This is a genomic window from Streptomyces phytophilus (assembly GCF_013870535.1).
GTDB classification, from domain to species: domain Bacteria; phylum Actinomycetota; class Actinomycetes; order Streptomycetales; family Streptomycetaceae; genus Streptomyces; species Streptomyces phytophilus.
This window is the reverse complement of the sequence record NZ_JACBXC010001395.1, coordinates 1-1,498: the sequence shown is the minus strand read 5'-3', so window position 1 is coordinate 1,498 and position 1,498 is coordinate 1. Positions and strand designations below refer to the sequence as shown.

The 1,498-nt window shown below is 73.4% G+C and carries 1 protein-coding gene; it reads left to right on the top strand.

Features of this window, described 5'->3' with window-relative positions; genetic code table 11:
* On the top strand, positions 1 to 1,498 hold a 1,498-nt coding region (locus H5J30_RS32715), incomplete at both ends, for an ABC transporter ATP-binding protein (RefSeq protein ID WP_181791301.1).

Genomic DNA, 1,498 nt, shown 5'->3' with positions numbered 1-1,498 from the left:
TGCCCGTCCTCATCCGGCACGGCATCGACGACGGCGTGCAGCGGCTCTCCCTCGGCGCCGTGTGGACCGCCGCGGGCCTCGCGCTCGCCGTCGTGCTCGGCCAGTGGGCCGCCCAGGTCGGCGCCACCCGGCTCACCGGCCGCACCGGCGAGCGCGTGCTCTACGCCCTGCGCGTCAAGATCTTCGCCCAGCTCCAGCGGCTCGGCCTCGACTACTACGAGCGCCACCTCACCGGCAAGATCATGACCCGGATGACCACGGACGTGGACGCCCTGTCCACGTTCCTGCAGACCGGCCTCGTCACCGCCGTCGTCTCGCTGCTCACGTTCTTCGGCATCCTGGTCGCCCTGCTGGTCATCGACCTCCAGCTGGCCCTGATCGTCTTCGCCACCCTGCCGCCGCTGATCGCCGGCACGTTCTTCTTCCGCCGGCAGAGCGTCAAGGCGTACGAGCTGGCGCGCGAGCGCGTCAGCGTCGTCAACGGCGACCTCCAGGAGTCCGTCGCCGGCCTGCGCATCGTGCAGGCGTTCCGCCGCGAGGACGGCGGCGCCGCGCGGTTCGCCGAGCGCAGCGACGGCTACCGCAGGGCCCGGGTGCGCGGGCAGTGGCTCATCTCCGTCTACTTCCCGTTCGTGCAGCTCCTCGCCTCCTTCGCGACCGTCGGCGTGCTGTGGGTCGGCTCGGACCGGGTGGCCGCGGGCACGCTCACCGCCGGCGCGCTCGTGGCGTACCTGCTGTACATCGACCTGTTCTTCGCACCCGTGCAGCAGCTCTCCCAGGTCTTCGACGGCTACCAGCAGGCGGCCGTCGCGCTCGGCCGCATCCGGGAACTCCTGCACGAGAAGCCCTCCACACCGCCGCCCGCCGAGCCGCGGCCGGTCGGGAAGCTGAGCGGCGAGATCGCCTTCGACGACGTGCACTTCGCGTACGACGGGCAGGCCGCGGGCGCCGCCGAGGCGGCGCTGACCGGGCTGGACCTGACGATCCCCGCCGGGCAGACCGTCGCGTTCGTCGGCGAGACCGGCGCCGGGAAGTCGACGCTGGTCAAGCTCGCCGCCCGGTTCTACGACCCGACCCGCGGCGCCGTCCGCGTCGACGGCACGGACCTGCGCGAGCTGGACCTCACCGGCTACCGCCACCGCCTCGGCGTCGTCCCCCAGGAGTCGTACCTCTTCACCGGAACCGTGCGCGACGCCATCGCCTACGGCCGCCCCGACGCCTCCGACGCCCAGGTGGAGGCCGCCGCACGGGCCGTCGGCGCGCACGACATGATCGCCTCGCTGTCCGGCGGCTACCTCCACGACGTCGCCGAGCGGGGCCGCAACCTCTCCGCAGGACAGCGCCAGCTCATCGCCCTGGCCCGGGCCGAGCTGGTCGACCCCGACATCCTGCTCCTCGACGAGGCCACCGCCGCGCTCGACCTGGCCACCGAGGCCGCGGTCAACAGCGCCACGGACCGGCTCGCGGGCCGAGCTGGTCGACCCCGACATCCTGCTCC